27 protein-coding genes are annotated in these 22,752 nt (G+C 49.8%); 10 read left to right on the forward strand and 17 right to left on the reverse strand.

Features of this window, described 5'->3' with window-relative positions; all coding sequences use genetic code 11:
* Nucleotides 1-38: 38 nt before the first annotated feature.
* The 3 genes from BLQ36_RS05965 to BLQ36_RS05975 form a co-directional block, all read right to left on the reverse strand.
* Nucleotides 39-1,202 (reverse strand): alpha/beta hydrolase, encoded by a 1,164-nt coding sequence (locus BLQ36_RS05965; RefSeq protein WP_074514591.1) that lies wholly within the window; start codon nucleotides 1,200-1,202, stop codon nucleotides 39-41.
* Nucleotides 1,203-1,380: 178 nt separating this feature from the next.
* The gene (locus BLQ36_RS05970; RefSeq protein ID WP_074514592.1) at nucleotides 1,381-2,247 is read right to left on the reverse strand and encodes a DUF3737 family protein; all 867 of its coding nucleotides are present in this window, start codon (nucleotides 2,245-2,247) and stop codon (nucleotides 1,381-1,383) included.
* Between the two features lie 134 nt (nucleotides 2,248-2,381).
* Entirely contained in the window at nucleotides 2,382-3,503 is a 1,122-nt protein-coding gene (locus tag BLQ36_RS05975; protein ID WP_074514594.1) for an alpha/beta hydrolase, read from the reverse strand.
* Between the two features lie 166 nt (nucleotides 3,504-3,669).
* On the opposite strand from BLQ36_RS05975, the gene BLQ36_RS05980 reads away from it, so the two are divergent.
* Nucleotides 3,670-4,557 carry a LysR family transcriptional regulator gene (locus tag BLQ36_RS05980; protein WP_074514596.1) on the forward strand — a complete coding sequence of 296 codons (888 nt, stop codon included), beginning with the start codon at nucleotides 3,670-3,672 and terminating at the stop codon, nucleotides 4,555-4,557.
* Between the two features lie 117 nt (nucleotides 4,558-4,674).
* Here BLQ36_RS05980 and BLQ36_RS05985 read toward each other — a convergent pair whose 3' ends face one another.
* The 4 genes from BLQ36_RS05985 to BLQ36_RS06000 form a co-directional block, all read right to left on the reverse strand.
* A complete protein-coding gene (locus tag BLQ36_RS05985; protein ID WP_074514597.1) occupies nucleotides 4,675-5,799 on the reverse strand; it encodes an MBL fold metallo-hydrolase in 1,125 nt (374 codons plus the stop codon).
* An 18-nt stretch (nucleotides 5,800-5,817) separates the two neighbouring features.
* Nucleotides 5,818-6,297, reverse strand: coding sequence for a flavodoxin (locus tag BLQ36_RS05990; protein WP_074514599.1), 480 nt, complete (start codon nucleotides 6,295-6,297; stop codon nucleotides 5,818-5,820).
* 24 nt (nucleotides 6,298-6,321) lie between these two features.
* Nucleotides 6,322-8,070, reverse strand: coding sequence for a 1-deoxy-D-xylulose-5-phosphate synthase (locus BLQ36_RS05995; protein ID WP_074514600.1), 1,749 nt, complete (start codon nucleotides 8,068-8,070; stop codon nucleotides 6,322-6,324).
* 140 nt (nucleotides 8,071-8,210) lie between these two features.
* Nucleotides 8,211-9,245, reverse strand: a complete 1,035-nt coding sequence (locus tag BLQ36_RS06000; protein WP_074514602.1) for a sulfate ABC transporter substrate-binding protein — start codon at nucleotides 9,243-9,245, stop codon at nucleotides 8,211-8,213.
* Nucleotides 9,246-9,525: 280 nt separating this feature from the next.
* On the opposite strand from BLQ36_RS06000, the gene BLQ36_RS06005 reads away from it, so the two are divergent.
* The 5 genes from BLQ36_RS06005 to BLQ36_RS06025 all read left to right on the forward strand — a co-directional run bounded on the left by BLQ36_RS06005 (nucleotide 9,526) and on the right by BLQ36_RS06025 (nucleotide 13,908).
* On the forward strand, nucleotides 9,526-10,059 hold the full coding sequence (locus tag BLQ36_RS06005; RefSeq protein ID WP_074514603.1) for a DUF6803 family protein: 534 nt from the start codon (nucleotides 9,526-9,528) through the stop codon (nucleotides 10,057-10,059).
* A 63-nt stretch (nucleotides 10,060-10,122) separates the two neighbouring features.
* Nucleotides 10,123-10,824 (forward strand): response regulator transcription factor, encoded by a 702-nt coding sequence (locus tag BLQ36_RS06010; RefSeq protein WP_074514823.1) that lies wholly within the window; start codon nucleotides 10,123-10,125, stop codon nucleotides 10,822-10,824.
* Nucleotides 10,817-11,899, forward strand: coding sequence for a sensor histidine kinase (locus BLQ36_RS06015; protein WP_074514605.1), 1,083 nt, complete (start codon nucleotides 10,817-10,819; stop codon nucleotides 11,897-11,899). Before BLQ36_RS06010 ends, BLQ36_RS06015 begins: the two co-directional genes overlap by 8 nt.
* Before the next feature lie 121 nt (nucleotides 11,900-12,020).
* Complete coding sequence (locus BLQ36_RS06020; protein WP_074514607.1) at nucleotides 12,021-12,392, forward strand: MerR family transcriptional regulator; 372 nt, start codon at nucleotides 12,021-12,023, stop codon at nucleotides 12,390-12,392.
* 187 nt (nucleotides 12,393-12,579) lie between these two features.
* Nucleotides 12,580-13,908 carry a purple acid phosphatase family protein gene (locus BLQ36_RS06025; protein WP_074514608.1) on the forward strand — a complete coding sequence of 443 codons (1,329 nt, stop codon included), beginning with the start codon at nucleotides 12,580-12,582 and terminating at the stop codon, nucleotides 13,906-13,908.
* Between the two features lie 32 nt (nucleotides 13,909-13,940).
* Here the strand turns inward: BLQ36_RS06025 and BLQ36_RS06030 are convergent, their stop codons facing one another.
* The 5 genes from BLQ36_RS06030 to tsaA form a co-directional block, all read right to left on the reverse strand.
* Nucleotides 13,941-14,306 carry an ACT domain-containing protein gene (locus BLQ36_RS06030; protein WP_074514610.1) on the reverse strand — a complete coding sequence of 122 codons (366 nt, stop codon included), beginning with the start codon at nucleotides 14,304-14,306 and terminating at the stop codon, nucleotides 13,941-13,943.
* 13 nt (nucleotides 14,307-14,319) lie between these two features.
* Nucleotides 14,320-14,799 carry a pyridoxamine 5'-phosphate oxidase family protein gene (locus BLQ36_RS06035; RefSeq protein WP_318260925.1) on the reverse strand — a complete coding sequence of 160 codons (480 nt, stop codon included), beginning with the start codon at nucleotides 14,797-14,799 and terminating at the stop codon, nucleotides 14,320-14,322.
* A 142-nt stretch (nucleotides 14,800-14,941) separates the two neighbouring features.
* Nucleotides 14,942-15,775, reverse strand: a complete 834-nt coding sequence (locus BLQ36_RS06040; protein WP_074514613.1) for an HAD family hydrolase — start codon at nucleotides 15,773-15,775, stop codon at nucleotides 14,942-14,944.
* Between the two features lie 19 nt (nucleotides 15,776-15,794).
* Nucleotides 15,795-16,661 (reverse strand): histidinol-phosphatase HisJ family protein, encoded by an 867-nt coding sequence (locus BLQ36_RS06045; RefSeq protein WP_074514615.1) that lies wholly within the window; start codon nucleotides 16,659-16,661, stop codon nucleotides 15,795-15,797.
* Between the two features lie 244 nt (nucleotides 16,662-16,905).
* Nucleotides 16,906-17,298, reverse strand: a complete 393-nt coding sequence (gene tsaA / locus BLQ36_RS06050; RefSeq protein WP_074514616.1) for a tRNA (N6-threonylcarbamoyladenosine(37)-N6)-methyltransferase TrmO — start codon at nucleotides 17,296-17,298, stop codon at nucleotides 16,906-16,908.
* Nucleotides 17,299-17,587: 289 nt separating this feature from the next.
* Here tsaA and BLQ36_RS13650 point away from each other — a divergent pair, with 289 nt between their 5' ends.
* The 3 genes from BLQ36_RS13650 to BLQ36_RS06065 all read left to right on the forward strand — a co-directional run bounded on the left by BLQ36_RS13650 (nucleotide 17,588) and on the right by BLQ36_RS06065 (nucleotide 19,124).
* The gene (locus tag BLQ36_RS13650; RefSeq protein ID WP_074514617.1) at nucleotides 17,588-17,908 is read left to right on the forward strand and encodes a QueT transporter family protein; all 321 of its coding nucleotides are present in this window, start codon (nucleotides 17,588-17,590) and stop codon (nucleotides 17,906-17,908) included.
* A gap of 260 nt (nucleotides 17,909-18,168) precedes the next feature.
* Nucleotides 18,169-18,498, forward strand: coding sequence for a DMT family transporter (locus tag BLQ36_RS06060; protein ID WP_074514618.1), 330 nt, complete (start codon nucleotides 18,169-18,171; stop codon nucleotides 18,496-18,498).
* Between the two features lie 92 nt (nucleotides 18,499-18,590).
* The gene (locus BLQ36_RS06065; protein WP_074514620.1) at nucleotides 18,591-19,124 is read left to right on the forward strand and encodes a phosphatase PAP2 family protein; all 534 of its coding nucleotides are present in this window, start codon (nucleotides 18,591-18,593) and stop codon (nucleotides 19,122-19,124) included.
* Nucleotides 19,125-19,216: 92 nt separating this feature from the next.
* Here BLQ36_RS06065 and sfsA read toward each other — a convergent pair whose 3' ends face one another.
* From sfsA to BLQ36_RS06080, 4 genes are read right to left on the reverse strand one after another with little or no spacing between them, the layout of a single operon-like run.
* On the reverse strand, nucleotides 19,217-19,897 hold the full coding sequence (gene sfsA / locus BLQ36_RS06070) for a DNA/RNA nuclease SfsA (protein WP_074514621.1): 681 nt from the start codon (nucleotides 19,895-19,897) through the stop codon (nucleotides 19,217-19,219).
* Between the two features lie 9 nt (nucleotides 19,898-19,906).
* Entirely contained in the window at nucleotides 19,907-20,536 is a 630-nt protein-coding gene (locus BLQ36_RS06075; RefSeq protein ID WP_074514622.1) for a CatA-like O-acetyltransferase, family 2, read from the reverse strand.
* Nucleotides 20,536-20,667, reverse strand: a complete 132-nt coding sequence (locus BLQ36_RS13585; protein ID WP_318260926.1) for a hypothetical protein — start codon at nucleotides 20,665-20,667, stop codon at nucleotides 20,536-20,538. Before BLQ36_RS13585 ends, BLQ36_RS06075 begins: the two co-directional genes overlap by 1 nt.
* 32 nt (nucleotides 20,668-20,699) lie before the next feature.
* Nucleotides 20,700-21,395, reverse strand: coding sequence for an MmcQ/YjbR family DNA-binding protein (locus tag BLQ36_RS06080; protein ID WP_074514623.1), 696 nt, complete (start codon nucleotides 21,393-21,395; stop codon nucleotides 20,700-20,702).
* A gap of 219 nt (nucleotides 21,396-21,614) precedes the next feature.
* On the opposite strand from BLQ36_RS06080, the gene BLQ36_RS06085 reads away from it, so the two are divergent.
* Nucleotides 21,615-22,373, forward strand: coding sequence for a DeoR/GlpR family DNA-binding transcription regulator (locus tag BLQ36_RS06085; RefSeq protein WP_074514624.1), 759 nt, complete (start codon nucleotides 21,615-21,617; stop codon nucleotides 22,371-22,373).
* Nucleotides 22,374-22,427: 54 nt separating this feature from the next.
* On the opposite strand, the gene BLQ36_RS06090 is transcribed toward BLQ36_RS06085, so the two are convergent.
* Complete coding sequence (locus BLQ36_RS06090; RefSeq protein ID WP_074514626.1) at nucleotides 22,428-22,745, reverse strand: L-rhamnose mutarotase; 318 nt, start codon at nucleotides 22,743-22,745, stop codon at nucleotides 22,428-22,430.
* Nucleotides 22,746-22,752: the final 7 nt, after the last annotated feature.

The following is a 22,752-nucleotide window of genomic DNA, read 5'->3' on the forward strand; positions in this document are numbered from 1 at the left end:
CAAACGAGCCTTCCCCGCAGGGAAGGCTCGTCGGCAACTCACTTTAAGTTTTTATCAAAGAAGTCCACCAGACGGGCAAAGGGAATCTTGTCCATTTGGTCGTAAAGGTCAACATGGGTAGCCCCGGGCACTATGATTTCTTCCTTTTCCCCTTTTATCCTGGCATAGACATTATCCGAGAAATACTTGGAATGTGCCTTGTCTCCGGTAATCAGCAGCACCGGCGTTTTTCCCAGTTCATCAATATTGCTCATAAGCTTGAAATCAAAGAATCCGTATGGTGTAGTGGAATCCCAGGCCGAAGTATTGGAATTGATGGCCCGGGGATGATAGGCCCGGCCCACATAATAACCATAGAAATCCTGAATGACCGCATTGGCATCGGCAGGCAGCTTATCCGGGAACATGGTATCAAAGGTTTCCACCTGTCCCTCATTGTTTACCCCCAGCTCATGAGCCCCACGGATGGATTTGCCCGTCTTGGCTTCTTCATCCCGCATTTTGGCAATATGCTGCTTGACCAGTTCCCGCTGCTCGGGGCTGTAATAAGCACCGGCATAATGGTCGCTGATGCTTTCGCTCATATCGTACATAGCCGAAGTAGCCACCGCCTTGATACGGCTGTCGCTGCCCGCAGCGGTAATGGCCATGCCGGACAGACCGCAGATTCCCATGGCCCCCACCTTATCCGGGTCTACAAATTTCAGGTTGGTGACAAAATCCACAGCGGCGTGATAGTCCTCTGTGAAGATTTCCGGAGAGCCCATATTACGGCGGCTGCCACTGCTTTCACCCGTAGTTGACGGGTCAAAAGCCACCGTCACAAAACCATGCTTCGCCAGTTCCTGAGCGTAAAGGCCAGAGGACTGTTCCTTGACGGCACCGAAAGGCCCCGTGACCACCACAGCCTTATACTTTTTGCTGGCGTCAAAGCCCTTGGGCAGATACATATGCCCAGCTACCTCGAAACCATAGCAGTTTGTAAACTTTACCATCTTGGTTTCAATATCCTTGTCCACAGCAAAGGTACGGGTATCGTTTTTCAGATCACGGATGGAAGAATTCTTCATCTGGGAATTTTCCCCTAACACCTTGGCAGGCGTTGCTGCCATACTTACAGAAGCTCCCATCACCCCAAAGGACATGATGCCTGCCAATGCAGCTGCCAAAACCATCTTTTTCTTATTTGCAATCTTCTTCATAGCCATTTCCTTTCTTCAGCCAGTTCGTTGCGTTTCTATGGTTCTAGTATACGGGCAGCAGGCTCAAATTACCAATACTTATAAAAAATATCAATCTATGCTTTACAGTAATAGATAAGCAGACTTATAATATCCCTGACAAACCTAAACGAAAGGGAAAATGACTATCTCCCCTGTTTCAGGCCGTTATCTTCATGGCTTTATCTTCGCCATCCGTCAGTATAACCCGGCCTTGAGCCTCCGGGTCATTCATAATAAGTTCTCCCACGCCAGCTACTTGTATCGTCCCCGCTTGCGGATTCTTAATGCTGTCTACCACAGTCAGGATTGTTGCCTGCACCGTGGATTTTTCAAAGGCCAAATCAGTACCTATCATGCGGCAGTTAATCAGTTTCAGGTTTTTGCAGTAGCAAAATGGCTGCGTGCCGATAATCGTGCAATTTTCAAAGGTGATGTTTTCTGCATACCATGCAAGATATTCTCCTTTGATAACACTGTCCCTTACCGTTACATTTTCAGCATGCCAAAAAGCATCCTTGGTATCAAAGTTACAAGCGGTAAATACTGCATCCTCAATATACTGGAAAGAATATTTTCCCTGCATGGTTACCTGATCAAATTGCAAATTGCTGGACCGCAGCATGAAATACTCACTTTTTACGTGGGTATCCAGCATTTTGATGCCATTTACTGACCAACCAAACTCAGCAGAATCTATATCGCTATTTGCAATGACTACATCAGCACATTCCCTTAAAGCCTTAATCCCATGCAACCGAGAATCTTTTATCCGCACTCCTCGCGAATACCAGATAGCGGCCCGGCAAAACTCCGTAAGCTCAGAATTTGCTATCTGCAAATGTTCATCGTGCCAAAATGGATAACGGAGATTGAAAAATGTATCCTGCACATCAATATCCCGGCTCTCCTTCAATGCACTCTCCCCGTCAGCAGGCCCATCAAAGTGGCACTCAACCAGCGTTACTCCCTGGCTGCCGTACAAGGCTCTCTCTTCATCAAACGTTTCATTTCTATATGTTTGCATTTCGCATTCCTCCTACAATCTTCTTTTACTCTAACACCTGGAGCTAACTCTAAGTCAACAAATTATGGTTTTTCAGGATAAAAATTTCCCTTGATTTACAAAAGCCTTCCCCACAGGGAAGGCTCAGCCAAAGCTTATTTCAGGTTCTTGTCAAAGAAGGCCACGAGACGGTCAAAGGGAATCTTGTCCCTGTTGTCATAAAGGTCTATATGAGAAGCTCCAGGCACGATAACCAGTTCCTTGTTGTCCCCCTGCAACTTTTTGAATGTGTCCTCTCCAAAGTAGCGAGAATGAGCCTTTTCACCATGAAGCACCATGACTGCATTCTGTATCTCATTGCTGTAGGACAAAATGGGCATGTTCATAAAGGAAAGTGCCGTAGTCTGGTTCCAACCACCGTTGGAATTCAAGGACCTGGGATGATAGCCACGCTCGGTCTTGTAGTAAGTGTAGTAGTCCTTTACAAACCAAGGAGCATCATCCGGCAGCTGGTCTGGCACACCCCCGGCATTTTTATAAAAGCCGTTCCTATAATCCTCTGTACGCTGTTTATTAAGTGCCTGACGGTTAGTATAGCGTTCTTTGGCAAGTGTCTCGGCATCCTTGTCATTGTCAAAATACCCATTGGCCATAACCCTGCTCATGTCGTACATAGTGGAAGCAACTGTGGCTTTGATGCGGGTATCCATAGCCGCGGCATTGATGGCCATGCCTCCCCAGCCGCAGATACCAATAATGCCAATGCGTTCCGGGTCAACATTCTCCTGAGTGGAAAGGAAATCCACAGCTGCAGAAAAGTCTTCCGTATTGATATCAGGTGATGCCACAAAACGGGGCTGGCCGCCGCTTTCGCCAGTAAATGAGGGGTCAAAGACAATGGTCAGGAAACCACGCTCTGCCATTTCCTGGGCATACAGACCGGAAGACTGCTCCTTCACAGCACCAAAGGGGCCGCTTACAGCCAGGGCCGGAAGCTTGCCTGAGGCATTCTTGGGCACATACATATCTGCCGCCAGTGTAATGCCATAACGGTTCACAAAGGTCACCTTGCGGTGGTCAACCTTGTCGCTCTTGGCAAAGACCTTGTCCCATTTGTTCGTAAGGTTCAGCTTTTCTGCCTTGATGGCACGGTCTCCTTGCTTTTCTGCACTTTGCATCATATTTCTATCCTTTACAGCTGCCTCTGCACTCATGCCCATAGTCATCACTCCTGTACACACGATACCAGCCAGCATTATTTTCAAAGATTTTCTCATGTTGAATCCTCCTTGCTCGCTTCACTCTTGCTTGATGATTTGAGTATAGCAAAAGGACTCTTCTAATACCAATACCTATATCAAATATCATTCTATGCTTTACAATAATAGATTTCCCTCGGTATAATTAAGGAAAAAGACGCACACACAAAGGAGGCTTTAAGCGATGGAACTGCGGGTATTGAATTATTTTTTGACCGTAGCCAGGGAAGGCAACTTTTCCCGGGCAGCGGAGAAACTGCATCTTTCCCAGCCAACACTTTCACGCCAGATAAAGGATATGGAAGATGAATATGGCAAGACGCTGCTTATCCGAGAGCCACGCCGAGTTCTGCTCACCGAAGACGGCGAACTCTTACGCCGCCGGGCTGAGGAAATTCTCTCTTTAGTAGAAAAAACCGAGGGAGAACTCTTGAGCAATGACCGGTCAATTTCCGGTGACATCCGCATCGGAGCCGGGGAATCGGTAAACTTCCGCCTGGTCATGCAGGTGGCAAAGGAAATCCGCAACACTTATCCGGACATCCGCTTCCATATCATCAGCGGCGATGGCGAAACCACCCTGCATCGTCTGGACAGGGGCCTTATCGACTTTGGTTATGTCTATGGTGACCTTGACCCGGCGAAATATCATCAACTTTCCCTGCCAGCCCGAGACCGGTGGGTAGTGCTCATGAATAATCAGGACGAACTGGCCCAAAATGAAACCATTTCCCCTACTGACTTGCATAACCAGCCTTTGCTTATCTCACGACAAACCCTCTCTCCCAGCACCCACGGAGATGAACTGCTAAACTGGTTAGGCAAGCCTCTGGAAGAGCTGCATATCGCTGGTTCCTACACCCTGCTCTACAACGCCTCCCTGATGGTACGGGAGGGACTTGGCTGTGTTCTGGCCTTCGAAAACATCATCAATACAAAAGGGAGCGACATCTGCTGTCGCCCCCTGAAGCCAGAGATTTTTGCCCAGCCATTTATCGCCTGGAAAAAGAATCAGGTATTTTCCAAAGCCTCTCAGAAGTTTTTAGAAGCTCTGAAAAATAGATTTCTGTAAACAGGAACATTCCTCAAACATTTTCTCTGCTATTGACCAGACGATGGTTGAAAAACAAGAATAAAAAACTCAATGCAGTAAAAGAGCGTCATCAACATCGATGACGCTCTTTTGCTGTTATTTCATGTCCTCCCACCAGGGCCCAAAGTTCTGAGTGCTGCCACTGTCAAGATAAGCCGCTTCGCCAATTTCCGGAGTCAGCAGCTTATACCCCCGCCCCTGGCTAAAACGAGTCAGTTCCCGATAAGGTTCCTGCCAGGGATGACGGGAAAGGGCAAACTTGCCGCCGTGGGCAGGCAGAAGCAATTTTGCTCCCACATCCGATGCTGCCTGGGCCGTTTCCTCTGGCAGCATATGAATCGCATGCCAGGCCATATTGTACTGGCCGTTTTCGCCAAGCATCAGATCAAAACCGCCAAACTTTTCGCCGATGGCCTTGAAATGCTCGCCATAGCCCCCGTCGCCGGTATAATAGACCTTCCGCTGGGGCGTCACAAAGGCAAAGCCGCACCACAAGGTTGGATTGCGGTCAAGGAAGCGGCCAGAGAAGTGCTGGGAGGGCAGGATATGGACAGAGAAATCTTCCGCCAGCCTAATTTCCGTATCCCAATCTTCCTCCCGCATAATTGACATGTCAAATCCCCAAAAGTCAAAATGCTCTCCTACGCCCAAAGGACAGACAATCTGCTTCACCTTGGGCTTCAGGGCCATGACAGTAGGATAATCCAAATGGTCCCAATGGTCATGAGATATGACCAGCACATCAATCTCCGGCATATCATCAGCCGTGTAGACATTGCTGCCCGGAAAAGCCTTGTTGATGAAGAACACCGGCGAAGCATAGTCGCTGAATACCGGGTCAATCAGTATCCTGCGTCCTCCCAGCTGCAAAAAGAAGCTGGAATGCCCCAGCCACACCACGGCATCCTTGTCTTTGTCCAAAGCCTTCAGATCTGTCTTTTGAGATAGCATGGTTTCCTTGGGAGATAGCTCGGATTTATCCCCAAAGAGGAATTTCGCCATAGCCACGAAGCGGTTCTCCCCGCTCTCCTCATTCATCACCTGCACCGGCACCAGATTCTGGAACTGGCCGTTTTTATAATGGGGCGAGACCTGCACGCGGGCCAGCCTTTGCCCTTGGGGCAGGCGGCCAAACTCCGGCCGCCTGGTAAAGAGCCAGCCGCCGGCAGACAACATGCCCACAGCACCGATACCTCCCATAATAAATGTTCTGCGGTTCATCTTTTTCCCCATTATAAATCAAAGCGTCAGACTTTCCACCCATTCTTTCAACGCATCGATTGAAGGACCGCCGTTCAAAATTTTTCCTTCCATGACTGTCGCCCCTGGGCAGCTATCCTGAAGGCCTGCGACACTTTTGCCGAAGCCGCTGCCACCGGAAGTGGCAAAAAGAATGATTTTCTTGCCTGACATGTCATATTCTTCCAGAAAGCTGTTGGTGATGTGAGGAGCCACATACCACCAGATGGGGAAGCCCAGGAAAATCACATCATAATCTCCCATGTTCTCCACCTTGCCCGTCACCGCCGGACGGGAGGCAGTATCCCGCATCTCCACGCTGCTGCGGGAGTTCTTGTCCTGCCAGTTCAGGTCTTCTTTTGTGTAGGGAACCTCCGGCTTGATCTCAAAAAGATCTGCCCCTGCGGCCTCGGCCAGATTGCTGGCAACCTTGGCCGTCACACCGCTGGCAGAAAAATACGCGACTAATGCTTTGCTCATAATGGATCCTTCTCCCTTCTACACTTATAAAGTCTTTATGATATCCTCGGCAATCTGTTCAGCAGTCAGATGATGTTCCTGCGCCAACTTGCCATAATCATAGCGGTCATAGAATTTCTTGGGCAGGCCGAAGTTCAGCACCTTCATCCTGTCAGCACCATAGAAGCGGGCAATCTTCTCGCCGAAGCCGCCTTCCAGCACGCCATCTTCCAGCGTCACCACCATATCGTGGTTTTCCTTCAGGCTTTCCAGCAGTTCCTCATCCAGCCCCGTGATAAAGAGCGGATTGATTACCGTAGCCTCCATGCCCTGTTCTTTGAGCTTGGCCGCCGCTTCTTCCGCCAGATTGCAGAAACTGCCCAGACCGAGAATAGCCACCTGGCTGCCCTGGCGGACCACCTCGTACTTGTTCAGCTCGTCATAGCTCTTGCGGACAGGACGATTGGAGCTCCCCACCATCATATGGGGCACCCGGATGGCTACCGGGTATTTTTCCTGCGCCACCGACCAGTCCAGCATGGCCTGATATTCCTCCGGCGAGGTCGGTGCCAAGTAAACCAGATTGGGGATATTGCTCATCATGGGGATGTCGTAGAAGCCCAGATGGGTTACATCATTCATGCCGTACATGGAGGCCCAGAACACCAGGAAGGTTGCGGGGCTGTTATTGACACATACATCCTGTGCCAGCTGGTCATAGGTACGCTGGAAGAACGAGGAATAATCCCCAAAGACCGGATGGGCACCATTTTTCGCCAAACCGGATGCCATAGCCACCGCCTGCTCCTCGGCAATACCCACATCAATGTAATGCTCACCCAGCTCCTCACGGCGTGCCTGGGTAAGCCCCATGCTGGCAGGCGTAGCGGCCGAGATGGCGATAAACTTCTTATCCTCCTTGGCTAGCCGCAGGAAGGTCTCCGCCGTCTGCTCCGCATAAGGGTCAATCAACGGCTGTGTCACTTCACCGGTCTCGATATCAAAGGGCATATGCCAGTGCCACTCTTCCTTATTCTCTTCGGCAAACTTATAGCCTTTTCCTTTTTGGGTGACGATATGCAGCACCACAGGATGATCGATATCCTTGACTTCCTCCAGAGCCGCAATCATCGCCTCGGCATCATTGCCATCGGCCACGAAGCGATAATCAAGTCCCATAGCCTTGAACAGATTGCGTTCCGACTTACCGTTGGTATCACGCAGTTCTTGGAAGCCCTTATACATGCCGCCATGCACCTCGGCAATGCTCTGGTCATTGTCATTGAAGAGGATAATGAGGTTGGACTTCATCTCCCCCGCAGTATCGAGCCCTTCCAAAGCCTCGCCGCCGCTCATGGAACCATCGCCGATAATGGCGATGATGTTTTCCTTGTCGCCCTTCAAATCACGGGCCTTAGCCAAGCCTGTAGCCAGACTGATGGAAGTGGAAGTATGCCCCACATTGAACATATCGTGCTCACTTTCCTCCGGGTTGGTATAGCCCGACACATCATCATAGTGCTCCTCATAAAGATAGGCATCCTTGCGGCCCGTCAGCATCTTATGGGGATAGGCCTGATGGGAAATGTCAAAAACAAACTTGTCCTTCGGCGAGTCAAACACCGTATGCAAGGCAATCGTGGCCTCCACAATACCGAAATTGGGGCCGAAATGGCCGCCATGGATACTGGCTCTTTTCAGCATAGCCTCCCGCATTTCGCGAGCCAGCACCTTACGCTGTTCTGCGGAAAAACCTTTGATATCCTCAGGGCCAGTGACTTTCTCCAAATACATGAAATCGCTCCTTTGCTCTAGCTTACAACCTTCAAAATCTCAACTGATGTTTGTAAGTCTATACCTTGGAGTAAACTTCAAGTCAATACTTCTTCCAAAAAAAAATTCGCAGAATAAATTTCTCCCCCTCTCTGTTCGAATTACTTCTTTTCATAAATTTGATCAAAGGTTCCACCATCGGAGAAATGTTCTTTCTGTGCCTTGGCCCAGCCACCGAAGGCATCGTCAATAGTTACCAATTTCACCGGCAGGAAGATGTTGGCGTATTTGGCAGCGATTTCCTTATCCCGGGGACGGTAAAAATGTTTCGCCGCAATCTCCTGTCCCATCTTGGAATAGAGGAAATTGATATAGGCTTCTGCCAACTTCCGCGTTCCTTTACGGTCTACCACATCATCAACCACAGCCACGGAGGGCTCTGCCAGAATGCTGATTGACGGTACCACAATCTCATAGGAGTCTGGAGCATCCTTCACGCAAAGCAGCGCTTCATTTTCCCAGGCAATCAGCACATCCCCCTGACCGCGCTGTACGAAGGAGGTCGTTGAACCGCGGGCACCGGAATCGAGAGCCACCACATTGTTGAACAACTTTTTCATGAATTCCTTGATCTTTGCCTCGTCGCCGTTATTTTTTTCCTTGGCATATTCCCAGGCTGCCAGATAATTCCACCGAGAGCCGCCGCCGGTTTTGGGATTTGGCGTCACACTCTTCACATCATCGCGGATGAGGTCATCCCAGTCGTGGATGTTCTTTGGGTTTCCCTTGCGCACCAGAAATACAATTGTCGAGGTGTAAGGAGAGGAATTATCCGGGAACTTCTTACTCCAATTTTTGTCAATAAGGCCCGCCTGGGCAATTTCCTCAACATCATACGCCAGCGCCAACGTCACCACATCAGCCTGCAGTCCATCCCGCACCGAACGGGCCTGCTTGCCGGAGCCACCATGAGATTGGGAGAAGGTTACATCTTCACCGGCTTCCTTTTTCCATTCTTCCTTGAATACGTCATTGAAATCTGCATAGAGTTCCCGGGTGGGGTCATAGGAAACATTAAGAAATTCCTTGCCCGCTATCTCATTTTCTGCCGCTACGTCGCCGCCACATCCCGTCAACGTTCCCATTGCCAGAATCACACCTACTGCCGCCAGGCCCAACCATTTCTTTGTCTTCATACCAATCACTCCTATGTTTTTTATAAAGAAAAGCCTATGAAGCGGCACAGCAAAAATGCTGTACGGCTCCATAGGCTTTCGCTATCGAATGACCTGCGGGAATCCGCTAATCCTATAATCTTTTTCAATGCCAATAGTTTATATGGACACATAAAATTTGTCAATACTATGGGAAGCAAAAACCTTCACAATATCTTCACATTCTCTGCAAAAGTTCTGCATATTTCGCCGCTATACTGTAAACAGTCAATATAAACAACCCTTGAGGAGGAATTAGTGTATGACAAATTATATGGAACTTTTGATGACGAATCAGCCTTGGAATCTCATCGCCTTTATGGTGCTGCCGGTGGCAATGGCCGAACTCATCACCATGGCGGAATTTTTTATCCTGTCCGATGTCCAGGAACATAAGAGCTGGAAAAAACTTAGCCACTATCTGGGCATGATTTTAGGCGTTTATTTTACCGGGGTGTTCCTGTACCTGGCCACAGCCGTGATACCGCAGATTGAATTCCGTGGCTGGATTGACCTGCTGGCTGTAGGCTTTTATATGCTAGGCGTCATTCCCTTGGGAGCCATTGCCTTGCAGGAAATGGGCGTCATAAGCAAGGCTTTTGACGAAAAAAGAAAAATGCACCGTCATATCTTGCTGCTGGTCACCTTCCTGATTGTCAGCCATGTAGCTATGGTTTTCGGCATGGTATCCCCTTCATTAGGTGGTTGGCAGCCAGCCCCCCAATATGATATGATGGATAGCAATATGAGCGGCATGCATCATACGAATGGTGCCGCCCATGGAATGAACCACTAATACAGCAAGGAAGATGGACTCTTGATGATTGAGTCCGTCTTTTGCGTATACGAGGGAAACAGAATGCAGAAAAAAATATTGCTGGTAGATGACGATGAAAAACTGCTGGATGTTCTGGAACCATTTCTCCGCAACGAGGGCTTTGCCACCATCCGGGCCCAAGATGGGCTGGAAGCCTTGACGCTGATGATGAAACAGCCAGACCTGGTCGTCCTAGACATTATGATGCCTCACCTGAATGGCAAAGAGATCTGCCGCCGTATCCGGCAAATCAGCCAAGTTCCCATCATTATGCTGACTGCACTGGACGAAGAAGCAGACAAACTGGAAAGTCTGGATTTAGGCGCAGACGATTACATGGCAAAGCCCTTCAGCATGCGGGAACTAGCTGCCAGGATACGGGCAGTCCTGCGGCGAACCTCCGGCTCACTTGCCGATACATCCCCCCAGACACAACAAATTGCCGCCGGCGGCCTTGTCTTAGACAACCTGAGGCATACCGTGCAACTCAACGACAAAATGCTGGAGCTTACCCCTATCGAATTTACCCTGCTGGAAGTATTGATGCGCCATCCTGGACAGGTGATGAACCGCCTGCAGTTGATGGAACAAAGCCATGGCTTTGCCTTTGATGGCTATGAACGAACCATTGACGCCCATATCCGCAACCTGCGCCGCAAAATTGAACAGGATACCCGCAAGCCCATGTATATCTTGACCGTGTATGGCGTAGGCTACCGCTTTGGAGGTGACGCTAGTGAATAAATGGCAAAGCATCCGCCTAAAATTGGCCGGAGGTACCTTTCTCCTTTTGCTCATCACCGTATGCAGCTTAATTGTGCTAGTGAACGGTCAAATGGAGCGAGCCTTCCATGATTTCCTGCAACTTCATCATTCCGCAGCACCAATGCAGGATACAGCCGAAATGATGTTCCTGCACTCTGTCCATCAATCCCTTTGGTGGGTGGGGCTGTTTTTCATCGCCCTAGGTCTGGTGGCCAGCTATCTCCTATCCACCAGCATCACCAAGCCCCTGCGCCGCCTAACTGAGGCGGCTAAGGAAATCGGTCAGGGAAATTTCAACCAGCAGCTGCCAGCTTCGGCCCATGATGAAGTAGGCCAACTGACCCAGGTCTTCAACCAGATGGCTGAGGACCTATCACGCAATGAAAAATCACGGCGTGAGTTTTTCGCTGGCATTGCCCATGAACTACGGACGCCCCTAGCCATCCTGCAGGGAAATCTGGAAAACATCAGCAGCGGCATCACGCCCCCGGAACCGGAAATCATCTTCTCCATGCAGGAGGAAGTCATGCGCCTGAGCCGTTTGGTGACGGACCTGCGTGACCTGTCCCTGGCCGAAATCCGGGAACTGAAACTTCACCGAGAGCCCACCGATTTCGGCCAGTTAGTCCTGCAGCTTGGCCAGTTCATGCAGCCATTATTTGATGAATCCGGCCAAAAACTGCTGCTTGACGTAGCGGATAATCTGCCCATCGTATCCGTAGACCAAGACCGCATGCGTCAAGTCATCGGCAACTTGTTAGCTAATGCCAGCCGTTACAGCGGCCCGGGAAGTACCGTGCAGCTTCGAATCCAGCAAAAAGATCATTCCCTGTGCATGGAAATACAGGATAACGGGCCTGGGATACCACCAGAAGATATGCCCCATATCTTTGAACAATTCTATCGCGGGGAAAAATCCCGCAACCGAAAAAACGGCGGCTCGGGAATTGGTCTGGCCTTAGCCCGCCATTATATAGAGATTCACGGCGGTACTATAAAAGCCGAAAACCTGCCAGTTGGCGGAGTACGCTTTGTAATCCTTATCGATTGCTAACCCTCAAGATATTCAATGCCTCGAAAGCAACAAAAGTTTTCCCAAAACCTATTGACTTCGAGTGGACTCCAAATGCTACACTAAAGGCATAGCAAGCGGTTCCCGATAATGAGGTGAGATTATGACCATCAAAGAAGTAAGTGAGAAATACGATTTGTCTGCTGACACCATCCGCTATTATGAACGGATCGGCCTTATCCCCCACGTCCCCCGCAAGGAGAACGGCATCCGGGACTTTGACGAGGCCTCCTGCGGCTGGGTGGAATTCATCAAGTGCATGCGCGGTGCCGGGGTGCAGGTAGAAGCCCTTATCGACTACGTCGCTCTGTTCTTCCAGGAAGGCACCGAGGCTGCCCGCAAGGATATCCTCGTGGAGCAGCGTGCCCGCCTGCAGGAACAGCTGGAAAACCTGCAAACCACCATGCAGCGGCTGGACTACAAGATTTCCCATTATGATGAGATTCTCAAATGCTCGGAAAAACTCAAATCATAATCCCCATCTTCCTTATTAACCCAAAATACAGAAAACTGGTGCCAGCCGCAAGCTGACACCAGTTTTCCTTTTATTGCGCCTTTAGGAGAATTTCCGCCAACAGTCCTCCGAATTTTTTCCTTGACTTGAAGCTGGCTCCAAGTAGTAAAGTATAGTTGATGAATCATTTATATTTGAGGATGGACGCATGAAAAACGAACCAAAGAACAACAACCTGCTCTCACGCCGCAGGTTTCTGAAAGGGATTGCCGCCGGGGGGCTGCTGCTGGCCGGCGGTGCTTACTTTGCCAAGGGACCTCTCTACCGGCAGGCCGTCACCGGCGTACGGGCTCTGACCGAAGACCTACAGGCCAGATTCCTGCGGCAGCTGATGACAGCGAATGCCTCCACCAGCCGGGTGCTGATGTGGCAGGCGGCCAGCAGGCTTTCCCAGCCACAGGTGGAGTACCGGCTCAGGGGGCAGCATGATTCGCTGACGATTGATGCACAGGAAGACTTTTTCACCGATGATGGTGTGGAGAACCTGCAGTATCTGGCCCGGCTGGAAAACCTTACCCCGGAAACGGACTACGAATATCGTTTGGTGTCGGAAAGCCATGCCAGCGATTGGCACAGTCTCAAAACTGCCGGAGCCAAGACCTTCCAGTGCCTGATATTCCCCGACTCCCAGTCCAGCGATTACAGCGACTGGGAAAATCTGGCTCAGGCGGCGGCGAAGCGCAACCCCGATGCGGCCTTTTTCATCAACATGGGCGACATCGTGGACAATGGCGAAGACCACACCCAGTGGCAGGCCTGGTTCCATGGTGTGGACGGCATCATTGACCGCATCCCCTTTGCCCCTCTGATGGGCAACCATGAGACCTATGACCAGAACTGGAAGGTGCGCCTGCCCGAGGCCTATCTCCATTACTTTGCCCTGCCGGACAACGGCAGCAGGGATTTTGCCCGCTATTATTACGACTTCGACTATGGCGATGTGCATTTCATGGTGCTCAACAGCCAGTGGGATGAGACGGAAGCCTTCAAGCCCGGCCTGCTGGAAGAACAGAAGCAATGGCTGCAGCAAAGCGCAGCTGCCAGCACAAAGCGCTGGCAGCTCGTGCTCATCCACAAGGACGTGCTGCAATACCGCATCACCAAGCGGCCGGAGAGGAAAGAAGGGATTTCCGGTTTGGGCGAGGCCTTCATGCCCCTCTTTGACCAGCTGGGCATCGATGCAGTCTTCACGGCCCATCTGCACACCTACCGCAACCGGGGACATATCCGCAACTTCCAGCGGGATAGCAGCGGCCCGCTGTATATCCTCACGGGCGTGGCCGGTAATGTCCGCTATCCCGGCCTGTGGGTTGACCACGCGCTGGACGAAAAGGTGGCTCCCCAGCCGGAGACCGACAATTACCTGACCCTTACGGCAGAGGAAAACCGCCTGATCATCAAGTGCTTCCTGCCCAATGGACAGGAAATCGATCAGGCAATCGTTGAAAAACATGATCATAGCCCTAGTTTATCCTAAATCAGGAAAACTACTGTAACCTTCTCCAACGATTACACGATTTTGTAGCCGTGTTCCCCCAATGCCGTTAATGCTGCATTAAAATCGCCTTCCTTAACGAGGATATAATCTGTGTTGTAGGTGGATACGGCGAATATCCCTATCTTATTTTCTGCCAATATGGATGATATTTTCGACAGGATGCCAATCAGTGAAAAATCAAGTATTCCCTTTATACGAAAGGCCCGCCAGCCATCGTCACGCTCCAGTGTTTTAGTTGGAGTATTCTCAGTCTTGCAGACCAGGGATATTTCCTCATCCGTCCTGCCAACAAAATAAAAATCTTGATTCAAGTCAATTTCTGCCGTCGTTTTAAGTTTGCAAACCGTCAGCCGGCCTTCGATTTGTTTCAATTCCATCTGCTCCCCCTCCTTACGACTCATTCACCAGCTTGCCCGTCATATGCTCGATGCCCATCGCCAGGCATTGCACCCGCGGCAGGGCATTTTTTAATTCCTTCTCCAGATATTCCTGATCGTCGGTGAATCTGCCTACGAGATGGGTACATATCCTTTTAGCCACCGCTTCGTCCTCCACCAGGCTGATTCTGCCGAAGGCGATGACACTCTTGATATTGAGGGCCCATTCCCCTTCTTTGCGGTAGCCCTCATCGTAGGCACAGAAGCTGGCCTTGTCACACTTCTTGATGGCCTCAAGCTTATGGCCCGTCTTGGCTCCATGGAAATACAGCTTGCCATCTTCCTCACAGTACCAATGATTGATAGGCAATCCATAGGGATAGCCATCCTCCCCCAGCAGAGAAAGCACTCCCCGCTTGGCATTGTTCAATACCTCACGGCATTCCTCTTCACTGATCTGCTGCTTAAAGCGTCTCATCTTTCTGAACATCATCCTATCCCCCTTCAATATGCAAAGAACGCCATATCTTTATCTTCGCTGACCTAACGATAAAGATATGGCGTCTTTCCTGCTACCCGGTGGCAACAGGCACCTTTTTATGTTCTTATGCTCCTATGTTACCACGTTGCCTGTATCAAATCAACCCCAGCCGCTGAAACGCATGGAAGAGGCCATCCTCGGCCACGGCATCCGTCACGAAATCTGCCATCGCCTTGATCTCCTCACCGCCGTTGCCCATGGCTACGCCTACGGCACAGTATTCAAACATCGGAATATCGATCTTGGCATCCCCGAAGGCAATGGTATCCTCAATTTTGCCATCGATATGTTTCAGCAGCTCATCAATGGCATGGGCCTTGGTGATGCCCTTGACGCCCAGGTCCCCGAACAGGGCCGTTTCCCCGACGCCGCCCCAGGTACCTGCCTGCAGATCCGGGAAGGCTTCCTTGGCTGCCAGGAAGTCCTCATAGCTTTCGAGGATGAAGCTGACCTTGTTCAGATCGTCCCGGTAAAGCTCCCCGCCGAAAATCATTTCGGGGAAAGCCTGCCGCACGGTCATCCTGGCGGCATTGTCCTGTCCCTTGCGGGCCGAATATTCCTGCATGACAGGCTCGCCCCGGGTCTCGAAGTTCTCGCTGGCAAAGAGACCATTGTTGCTTTCGAGATAAAATTCCAGCTGGCGCTCATGGAGCCAGTCCACGATGCGGCGACTCTGCTCTGCCGTGAGCAGCTGGTGCATGACCACCTGCCCGTTGTCCTCCACATAGCTGCCGTTGCCGCCAATCATGCCGTCAAGGCCGATGTCCCAGATTTCCTGATAGACCTCGGCCCGGCTGCGGCCCGTGCTAATATATACCTTATGCCCATTTGCCCTGGCCTGGCGGATAGCCGCCACTGCCGATTCCGGCAAGGCATTGTCATAATCCACCAGCGTACCATCCACATCAATGAAAATAATCCTGCTCACGCGACCCACTCCATTTTCTTCATAATTTATGCCCGATGGGCTCCATATTCCTGAACGTATAGACTTCCTGCATGCCGATCGCATCCCGCAGTATAGCCCGGGCCTCCTCCATGTGGTCGGCCAGATACTTGGTGGAATGAGCATCGGAACCGATCGTGATGATGCGGCCGCCCAGATCCTTGTAGAGCCGCAGGATATCGCGGGCAGGCATAGTGTCATCCAGGCCGTAATGCCAGGAAGAAGTATTAAGTTCAATGCCCTTGCCGTCGGCGATGGCCAGCTTCAGGATCTCGGCTATCATATCCCTGACGGCTGCAAAGGGATATTTCCCCTGCTTGTCATAGCGACTGATAAGGTTCAGATGGGCCAGCACCGCGTAATGCTTGAAGTTCTTCATCACGTCATACATTTCCTGATAGTACCGCTCGTTGTACTCCTGCTGGCTGCGTCCCTGCTGGAATTCCTGATTCCAGAATTCCTTGTTCTCCACCTGATGGATGGAGAGCAGCACAAAGTCCAGCTTGTCCGCGTATTTCGCAAACAACGCCTCATATTTCGGGATAGTGCCAACCTGCACGCCAAATTCCAAACCACAGCGTAAAGCGATTTCCTTCGCAAACTCGGCCTTGACCCGGCTGAACTTCGCAAAGTACTTAGGATAATCCACATTGGCCAAGGGCTGCAGTTCCTCTGCCGCCAGACCTATGCCATCGCCGCCGCGGTACTCGATACCACCCTCATCCCAGTCCTTCTTGATGCCATAATCCACGTGATCGGTAAAACACATTTCTTGCAATCCCAGCGAAACCGCCCGTTTAGCCTGCTCCTCCATCGGTTCATGGGAATCGTCACTGAACTCCGTATGCACATGATAATCTGCCAGCATAAGCATATCCTCCTTCACAAAACCTTTTTATAGGCATCGAAGACACTACGCCAAGATACAAAAACCTGACTGCCTTATCAACAATCAGGTTTTCCCTTCTGCAATTTTTCCGATTTATTTCCTGTAAAACACGCTTTTTCTTCGGGCATTATACCGCCCCAAATCCGGACAATTCCTGAAAGACATTAACAGCGTATTATCCATCCCGCCACGAATATATTATCCATAGGATATACTTCCCCGCTTAAAAATCAAAAGGTTTTATATCTAACACAGGGGTACCATCCATCATATCAACACCAGTAAAATATATACGCTGCCCCTCGATTTTCGTTACGGTTACGACAGAAGCTCCAATGGGATTCGGCCGATATGGCGCATGGGTAGAAAAAATCCCCATCATAGGACCAACGCCCCGGAACGGCACTTTAAGCTTCACGTCAGGGACTTTATCAAACCAGAATAACACTTCATATTTCTTGCCAGCTTCCATATCAGCCATAGCCTCAGCATATTCCTCCGAGATTTCCATCACAGCTTCCTGGTCAGGATACTCATCCCCACTTTTCGGTGTTGTTTCCCGCGTCTGATAAGGGGACTGTATGTAACCAATCGGCTTGCAAATCAATTCTTTCATTTTATCTCCTCCTATTTTTAACCAAGGATCCATTCCCTGCACTCAAATCGATATTTCTATTCTACCTGCGGATGTTTCTAATTGGCAAGCAGCTGCATCAACCAATATCGTCATTTTCCAATTTCAGCCTTCTCCTATTAATAACGCAGCCCCCTTATACGCAATAAATTTTCTCTTTGACCTTGATTATAACGAGTTATTGCCTTAAAGTAAAACCCCATTGGCAAAATATTTTCCCTTCCCCTAACCTAGGTTTGATTGACGAGGATTTACTGGCAAGATTCTTTCCGTGACAGTTTTTTCCTGCCGATGTAAAATATACTTACTGCTGACAGGATGTGCCCCTTTTGATATCGTGTTTGGTTCATTGGCCACCCTGCTTGGCGCCTGGGGGACCTATGCCTTGCGAAACAAGCCCTGGCTAGCCTGGATTGCTCCGGTTATCAGCAACACGCTTATTATCCCGCCCATAATCATTTACGTTTATGCTGTCGAATCCTTTTGGCCTTTGCTCGCATTCCAATTTTTTATTGGCGAGACAATAAGCTGCGGCCTTCTTGGATCTATTGTTTTACACCTGGTCCAAAAGCATGGATACATCCATCGCTGATTTCTGTACCCATGTTGCTCCTTCCAACAAGAATGCAGCCAGAAAATACGCCCCCGCTGCTGATCCGGCCTATCCTCAAAAGCCGCGGTTGACAGCCATCAGCCTATCTGCTAGAATGTATATCCGTATCGGACGGCAAGTATACGACTACTTGCCAGATAAGGTGTCAAAAAACACCGGAACGGGTTATTCAGGCCAGATAAGATCACATTCTTATCTGGCCTGATTTTTTTCAACCAGAACGAAAGGATTTTAAACACATGTTAAAAGGTTATATTCTGCTCGCCATCGCTATTGCCCTGGAAATCGTTTCCACCTCCATGCTGAAGGCCTCCTGCGGTTTTACCAAACTGATGCCCAGCGTTGCTTTCATTGCCGGGATGGGCGCCTGTTTCTACATTTTTTCCAAATCCCTGATGCTGCTCCCCCTCGGCATTGCATACGCAATATGGGCCGGCGTAGGAACAGCCCTTACAGCACTAGTAGCAGTATTTATCTGGCATGAGCAGATGGACTTCACCACCGGACTAGGCATCGTCTTTATCATCGTCGGAGTCATATTATTGAACATCCGCAGTATCACCAATTAATACATGACCAGAATCGTCTGCACATTGACAAGGGTATCCCCTATAATAGACCACCATGTCTTTCTGACATAGTACATAATACGAGGTAATTTATGGACGAATCACTACTCCTATTCCTACAGCAAAATATCCGCACCGATTTCCTGACGCCTGTATTGATGCTAATCACCAGTATTGGCCATTATGGAGCCATCTGGCTACTTATCGCAGTCCTTTTTTCCCTGCACCAATCTACCCGCCAGCAGGGAATACTGTCACTGATCGCCCTGCTGCTTAGTGGCGGTATAGCGGCCTGCCTAAAGCAACTGGTCATGCGTCCGCGTCCCTTTCTGCAAATTCCGGAAATCCTCCCTTTAGGGCTGCCTCCCCATTCCTTTTCCTTCCCATCCGGGCATACCGTCTGTGCCTTCGCCGCAGCCTTTATCCTTTGGCGAACCTGCACAGGCTGGCAGCGATTCTTGTTTATGTTTTTCGCAATTGTCATGGCCTTTTCCCGGCTCTATGCAGGCGTTCATTATCCCACCGATGTATTGGGCGGCATAATCGTGGCTTTTGTTGGCAGCAGCATCACCTGGCACTTGCGCAATAAAATCTTTAACCAATCAAAAAATGACAGGTCAAATTGAAATTTGACCTGTCATTTTTGCCTTCCATATATCTATTTATTGGCAAATCCATCACTACTTCCGCAAGAGTATTCTCCTTGCAGTACCCATGATCATGCTCCCCACTTATCACTTATGCGCCCAGCATCAATGGTCAGCGAATCCGGATAAACCTCACAGCCCAGCATAAGGATTTTAACGCCTGACGCCTTGGCCTTTTCCAATGCCTCACCGAAGGCTGGATGAGTCTCCATATTTGGCCGTACTTCTTTTACCCTAGGCATCTGAATGACAAAAGCCAAGCCGCACCGATAACCTTCCTGCCTAGCTTTGATTAATTCATAGATATGCTTTACGCCCCGCTCGGTGGGCGCGTCCGGAAAATAGCCCACACCATCGATTTCTAAGGTACAGCCCTTGACCTCCAGCAGATATTTCTGTCCCTGCCGCTCCATATAGAAATCTATGCGGGAATCCCCATATTTATACTCCGGCTTGATGTAATCAAAACCTTGCCCCGCCAGCCATTCCTGCAGGATTTTGTTGGGCGCCTGACTGTCGATATTCACCAGGCCCAGGCCTGCTTTCTCCACCGCAATCAAATCGTAACGCGTTTTGCGGTTGGGATTATCCGCCGCCGACAAGATGACTCTAGCCCCGGGCAGCAAGAGTTCCCGGCAGCGGCCCGTATTCTTCACATGAACCGTTTCCTCACTGCCGTCAATCTCAACCTTGGCCACAAAACGATTGGGCCGGGCCAAAAATTTCGCCTGTTTTATCTTATGATATTGCATCAATCCAGCTCAACTTTCTTTGCCACAATATTGAAATTCCCCCTGCAACTGTTCTAAAAATTTCGCTGCATGCCCCCCATCCATTTGCACATGATGAAACTGAAAGGACACCGGTAAAACGGTTTTGAAAAAACCTTTACGATATTTTCCCCACATAACCATTGGATTTGAGAATTTTTCCGTATACTGATTCACAATACAATCCAGTTCTGTCTGTATCATGGCTGATGTGCCAATAATCATGCAGTCTTCAAGGAAACTGCTTTTACATTCCTGCGCCGCTTTTTCCGTTAATGTCAAGTAGTCCCGATTGAATTGCTCCAAATCAGCAGAAAAGGGAATGTCGCAAGAGCTAATCCCGCCTTGTTTGTTGGCCACAATAACATTTATCCCCATTTTGTCGAAACGATATAGTTTTCCATCTTCCGGCAACAAATAGAACTCTTCTATCTTGCTGGCAGCCCTGCCAATACACCAACACATTAGCGCTGTGAATTTTATGCCGCTCTTCTTGCTCAGCTTCAACAAGCGACTGACATTTAGCGTCTTAACTAATGTTACCATTGGCATGGGCGACGTCATCCATAGGGAAAAAGCCTCCGCACGAGGGCTTTCCTGTGGCAAAATCTCAGTTTTCATCATTCCTCCTGTATAATATTCCAATCAGTTCTTATCCAATCATCCAAAAAGGCCATCTGTTCCTCGGTATGGAACCAATGCTCGCTTTCCCCGGCAGTACCTCCTTTGCCATGATCATATACTATCTGCATTTTCCCTCTACCTTTACTCGCTATAGCATCAATCAACGCCGTTTCTTCGGCTGGGATAAGGCGAAGCTCTCATCGATTCGCTGCTGCAGTTCCAGCCTCGGTATGCTGCCGTCCAGACAGATGGTATACCAGTATTTCCTGTTCATATGCCAGCCAGGAAAATAACGCTTTCCATCCACCAGAGCCGTCACCTGCTCGGCCGTGCCATGGAGATTCATGATGCGGATGGGCTGGCTGCCGCCCAGGCCAATCTTACTGGGATGAACCTTCATAAAGACCGCATACCACTTCCTGCTCAGATGGGAGCGGATAACCGCCGCATCCGTATCCTTCCAGGGATATTCGATTTCATCTCCATAAGTATCTTTTACATAACCCAGGAGCTCCTCTACATAATCCCCATGAAAGCTGCCATGCTCGCCGCAGGCCTCCCCAATGCGGTCAAGCACTGCCCGGTAAGCTGCCCGGACTTCCCCCACAAAGGCGCCCTGGGCATTTTCCACCAGATGCAGCACATAGGGCTCCTCTGACTCCGTATCCAGCAGCAGAGTTGCTATCGCGCCGTTTTCTTGTACCCTGACATACAGCCGAAAACTGCCCGCCAGTAAATCTTCACAGTAGCTATATGTACTGCCATCATGGGTGAAGCCAAAGGACTCCAGCTTATCTGGCAGCAGCTTCGGCAATTCTCCTGCTGTCAGGTCATGCCACTCGTCTGTCCGTATCATTAACCACTCATCCTCAATACTGATCTCATGCCCCTCATTTTTGACATGTCAACTCCTAAAGATAGGATACCACTAATCGGCTATAATGAACACCATCTGCGTCACGGAAGCGTAAAAAAACGCCAATCTGTTTTTATGTTGTTTTTATTCCGTTTCCTTGCATACCATTCTGTTATTCGTTATAATATAGGTATAAATCTTCATTATAGGAGTGATTTTATGCTTGGTATCGAACGGCGTCAACGAATTGTTGATAAGATAAAACAAGATAAAAAAGTTTATGTTTCCGAACTCAGCCAACTCTTTAAGGTAACGGAGGAAACCGTCCGCCGAGATTTGGAAAAGCTGGAAAACGAAAACCTCCTGCGTAGAAGCTATGGGGGTGCCATCCTTAACGAGCAGCAGACCGGCGAGGATATTTCCTTTGTGAAGCGCAGCACCATCAACAGTGAAAGCAAGGAAGCCATCGCCCAGAAAGCGCAGGGACTGATAAATGACGGCGATACTATTATGGTAGACTCCAGCACCACCTGTCTCACCTTGCTTCATCACTTGAAAGAACGCCGTAATATTACCATCATAACCAACTCCATCCGTCTGGCCTACGATTTTTCCGCCTCCCCCTTCCGCATTATCTCCACAGGTGGCACTCTGCGGGCCAATTCCATGGCCCTGACCGGCACGGCTACCTGCAATGCCCTGCAGCGCTACTATGCCGATGTGGTTCTCATCAGTTGCAAAGGCCTCGACCCCAAACGGGGAGTCATGGAATCCAACGAGGAAGAATCCGCCGTCAAGCAGGTCATGCTGGCCCAGGCGAAGAAATCCCTGCTCCTCGTTGACCAGTCAAAATTCGACAAAACCGCCTTCGTCCAAACCTGCAGCCTTGCCGATATCGATACCATCGTTACCAACACCGCTCCTGAAAAAACCTGGCAGAAGGCTCTGGCCCAGGCACAGGTCGAACTCATCTGTTAACCTGAACAAAGAAATCCCTGAGATGCAATTTGCATCTCAGGGATTTTTCTTTGTTTACGCTAGGAAAAATACCTGCTGCATTTTCGGCTGGGCTCCCGTTTCCGGGTCCATTTCCATGACCATGACATCCTTCATGTATTCATTCCATTTGTCCACCACCGAACTGGCCGCCTGCTGTTGTTCAGCATAGGCAACACCCTTATCACATTCGAAGTAGCCAAAGAGTTCGTTGCCTACATTCCAGATGGTATAGTTGCCAATGCCAGCATCTTTGAGCACCTGCTTGAGTTCTGGCCAGATGTTGTCGTGGCGTTTCTTATACTCGGCAAGTTTACCCTCTTTAACTGTTGCCTTCCAGGCAAAGCGTTCCATATTCGTC

Source organism: Selenomonas sp. WCT3 (assembly GCA_900100835.1).
GTDB classification, from domain to species: Bacteria; Bacillota; Negativicutes; order Selenomonadales; family Selenomonadaceae; genus Selenomonas_A; species Selenomonas_A ruminantium_E.

Excerpts from the sequence above, each read along its gene's own strand:
- BLQ36_RS05965 (WP_074514591.1), bottom strand. The coding sequence starts at position 1,202 with ATGAAGAAGATTGCAAATAAGAAAAAGATGGTTTTGGCAGCTGCATTG.
- BLQ36_RS05970 (WP_074514592.1), bottom strand. The coding sequence starts at position 2,247 with ATGCAAACATATAGAAATGAAACGTTTGATGAAGAGAGAGCCTTGTAC.
- BLQ36_RS05975 (WP_074514594.1), bottom strand. The coding sequence starts at position 3,503 with ATGAGAAAATCTTTGAAAATAATGCTGGCTGGTATCGTGTGTACAGGA.
- BLQ36_RS05980 (WP_074514596.1), top strand. The coding sequence starts at position 3,670 with ATGGAACTGCGGGTATTGAATTATTTTTTGACCGTAGCCAGGGAAGGC.
- BLQ36_RS05985 (WP_074514597.1), bottom strand. The coding sequence starts at position 5,799 with ATGAACCGCAGAACATTTATTATGGGAGGTATCGGTGCTGTGGGCATG.
- BLQ36_RS05990 (WP_074514599.1), bottom strand. The coding sequence starts at position 6,297 with ATGAGCAAAGCATTAGTCGCGTATTTTTCTGCCAGCGGTGTGACGGCC.
- BLQ36_RS05995 (WP_074514600.1), bottom strand. The coding sequence starts at position 8,070 with ATGTATTTGGAGAAAGTCACTGGCCCTGAGGATATCAAAGGTTTTTCC.
- BLQ36_RS06000 (WP_074514602.1), bottom strand. The coding sequence starts at position 9,245 with ATGAAGACAAAGAAATGGTTGGGCCTGGCGGCAGTAGGTGTGATTCTG.
- BLQ36_RS06005 (WP_074514603.1), top strand. The coding sequence starts at position 9,526 with ATGACAAATTATATGGAACTTTTGATGACGAATCAGCCTTGGAATCTC.
- BLQ36_RS06010 (WP_074514823.1), top strand. The coding sequence starts at position 10,123 with ATGCAGAAAAAAATATTGCTGGTAGATGACGATGAAAAACTGCTGGAT.
- BLQ36_RS06020 (WP_074514607.1), top strand. The coding sequence starts at position 12,021 with ATGACCATCAAAGAAGTAAGTGAGAAATACGATTTGTCTGCTGACACC.
- BLQ36_RS06025 (WP_074514608.1), top strand. The coding sequence starts at position 12,580 with ATGAAAAACGAACCAAAGAACAACAACCTGCTCTCACGCCGCAGGTTT.
- BLQ36_RS06030 (WP_074514610.1), bottom strand. The coding sequence starts at position 14,306 with ATGGAATTGAAACAAATCGAAGGCCGGCTGACGGTTTGCAAACTTAAA.
- BLQ36_RS06035 (WP_318260925.1), bottom strand. The coding sequence starts at position 14,799 with ATGATGTTCAGAAAGATGAGACGCTTTAAGCAGCAGATCAGTGAAGAG.
- BLQ36_RS06045 (WP_074514615.1), bottom strand. The coding sequence starts at position 16,661 with ATGCTGGCAGATTATCATGTGCATACGGAGTTCAGTGACGATTCCCAT.
- tsaA (WP_074514616.1), bottom strand. The coding sequence starts at position 17,298 with ATGAAAGAATTGATTTGCAAGCCGATTGGTTACATACAGTCCCCTTAT.
- BLQ36_RS06060 (WP_074514618.1), top strand. The coding sequence starts at position 18,169 with ATGTTAAAAGGTTATATTCTGCTCGCCATCGCTATTGCCCTGGAAATC.
- BLQ36_RS06065 (WP_074514620.1), top strand. The coding sequence starts at position 18,591 with ATGGACGAATCACTACTCCTATTCCTACAGCAAAATATCCGCACCGAT.
- sfsA (WP_074514621.1), bottom strand. The coding sequence starts at position 19,897 with ATGCAATATCATAAGATAAAACAGGCGAAATTTTTGGCCCGGCCCAAT.
- BLQ36_RS06075 (WP_074514622.1), bottom strand. The coding sequence starts at position 20,536 with ATGAAAACTGAGATTTTGCCACAGGAAAGCCCTCGTGCGGAGGCTTTT.
- BLQ36_RS13585 (WP_318260926.1), bottom strand. The coding sequence starts at position 20,667 with ATGCAGATAGTATATGATCATGGCAAAGGAGGTACTGCCGGGGAAAGC.
- BLQ36_RS06080 (WP_074514623.1), bottom strand. The coding sequence starts at position 21,395 with ATGATACGGACAGACGAGTGGCATGACCTGACAGCAGGAGAATTGCCG.
- BLQ36_RS06085 (WP_074514624.1), top strand. The coding sequence starts at position 21,615 with ATGCTTGGTATCGAACGGCGTCAACGAATTGTTGATAAGATAAAACAA.
- BLQ36_RS06090 (WP_074514626.1), bottom strand. The coding sequence starts at position 22,745 with ATGGAACGCTTTGCCTGGAAGGCAACAGTTAAAGAGGGTAAACTTGCC.